Annotated in this window: 2 protein-coding genes; both read right to left on the reverse strand. The window is 45.4% G+C overall.

Annotated elements, in window-relative coordinates; genetic code table 11:
- Nucleotides 1–160: 160 nt before the first annotated feature.
- On the reverse strand, nucleotides 161–1600 hold the full coding sequence (locus AACT52_RS11105) for a hypothetical protein (RefSeq protein ID WP_073636637.1): 1440 nt from the start codon (nucleotides 1598–1600) through the stop codon (nucleotides 161–163).
- Between the two features lie 26 nt (nucleotides 1601–1626).
- The coding region (locus tag AACT52_RS11110; RefSeq protein ID WP_272937163.1) for an IS607 family transposase at nucleotides 1627–2283 on the reverse strand (657 nt) is incomplete at its 5' end.

Here is a 2283-nt window from a genome sequence, read left to right on the forward strand (position 1 = left end):
GTGTAGCGAGAAAACGGAATAAACCGGAATCTCTTTTTTCAAACTCTCCTCTGTAGTCGCTTCCACCAGCGTTTGAGGACTTGCCTCTACCGATTGGAGCGTAGTGAAGTAGGAAAGACTTGGGAATCTACACATTCCCTTTGATAAGATTGGAGTACACTTAGCCGGTGACCTTGCTTGCAACCTTATCAAACCCCTGTGTTACCAGAGTTGGGCTTTCATAGTATCGCGTTAGAAATTTAATGCCGATGTTTCTAGCCGCGTTATATCCAGAATTGATGATATAGCCGTTACGGGTTACAGCCAAGCTTCCAGGATGATAGCCGTGTGTGCGCTTGAAATTGTCCCAGACTTTAGGGTTGTTTGCCATCAACTCGGCAACATCCATATCACTTGTCCTGAGCACTTCGCAGCCATCGATAGCCGACAGTTTTGAAGTGTTGCGGGGATTGACTTTTGCACTGAGGATGTTGTGGTTTTGGCGTGCCTTTCTGGAAGTTTCATCCATGACTTTGGACTTGAGCCAGTAAGCGCGTTTTTGGTTTGAACGTCTGGAGTATCTACCGAGTTGAGGTTTGAGGTTGCCCAGAAACTCAAACACGATGACCGCGCATCTCCAACGATGAGCAAAGTCGATTAACTGTGCTGATAGTTGATTTGCTGCTTCACGTTCACAACGCTTGATTTGTTCGCACCGAGTTGATGCAAAACCCTTGATGATTAGACCTGTTTTGCTCATCAACTTGGCAATCTTACCTAAACGTAACTTCCTACGCTTAACATGGCTTCTGTGACCACTCAATGTGGTTCTGGCTAATTCGTTTACAGAGCCATCAGCGTCTACGTCTAGGATCACCGCCTTCATAATCTCACCGTCTAAGTCAGTGTCAACCGCACAAATTCTGTTACCATCCTGCATAAGTGTTTTAATGCCACCTGTTGCTATGCAGTAACGTTCAATTGTCCAGTTGAGCCACACAGAGCCATCGGGCTTCGTAATGATGGCTGGTGTTGACTTTTTCCACTCAGGTGATATTGGTGCACTTTTGTAGGTAAACTTAACCCACTTCCACTGACCTTTGACCAGGATTTTTAGCACAATGGTGGATCCTGTGTCTTCCTTGAACATCCCTGAATACAAGTTCGCATTCAGTTTCAGCCTCGTGGGAAGGATAGGCGGACAGTGTTTCTTGTCTGATTTCCCGCGTTTGTTAACTTTGCCCAAAGTCTGCCGGGCGGAAGATTCCGTCCGGCGAGCTTTGCGCTTTTCAACAAGAGCTACCCAATTATCGTAGTTACTCTTCCAAGATTTGTAGATACCGCAAGCCTTAGATAAAGCCGCTCTGCGAAATGTTTGGGGAACCTCAAATGGAAAGGTTTGCGTTGGCCGGTCACCAAAAAAACGTGGCTCGTAGTAACGCTTGGAGTCAATACCGTGCGTACAAACACCGTCCGGGTCTTCTTTAATGACAAGCAGAAAGAACAATGTCACGTCGCTAAACATCTTATTGGTTTCGCTTAAGTCAAAATCATTACGTAAAAGCTTGCTGCGTAACGTTTTTGTCTCTATCCTGTGACCTTTGAGCTTAGTTAGTGCCATGATTCTTACTCCACTTTATCGACCTCCTACAACTGTACTACGTTTAACTCCGATTCATCCAGGGATGAAGAAAGATTTGCTTCGGGGTCAATTTTGATTTCTTCCTTGTAACGACGCAGGAAGTAGAGGCGGGACGAGAAGCAATGCATAATGCTCATAAAGTCATGCATCAACTCTTGATACGGGCTAAGTTCGGTTTTCCCCAGCACTGTTATCTTGCATCCATGTAGCTGGCAAAACCACTCTACAAACTCGAAACCAAACCGACACAAGCGGTCTTTGTGCCCTACGACTATTTCGGCAATCTCATTATTAGCAACACGCTCCATAAGTTTGAGGAACTTACGACGCCTGAAGTTCATCCCCGACCCAATTTCTTTAATAACTTCACCTGTGCGGGAATCGGTCAAGAACTTCGCTTGCGCCTGTAAGTCCTGTTTTTGAGAATGTGTTGAAACCCTGGCGTAGATGACAACTATTCGGCTATCCACTGTTGACGTGATGCCTTCTAGGGAAGAGAGTCGGTAACGGCGATGTCCGCCAGGAGACTTGATATATTCTATTTTTCCGGCATCTGCCCAGTCAGCTAATGTTTTCGGATGATACCCAAATCGTTTTTGAACTTGAATCGGAGATAAATACATCAGGGTGAAAAAATAGTATGACTCACTCCATTTAACTCC

It is taken from the genome of Scytonema sp. HK-05, from assembly GCF_963872035.1.
Lineage (GTDB): Bacteria > Cyanobacteriota > Cyanobacteriia > Cyanobacteriales > Nostocaceae > Kalymmatonema.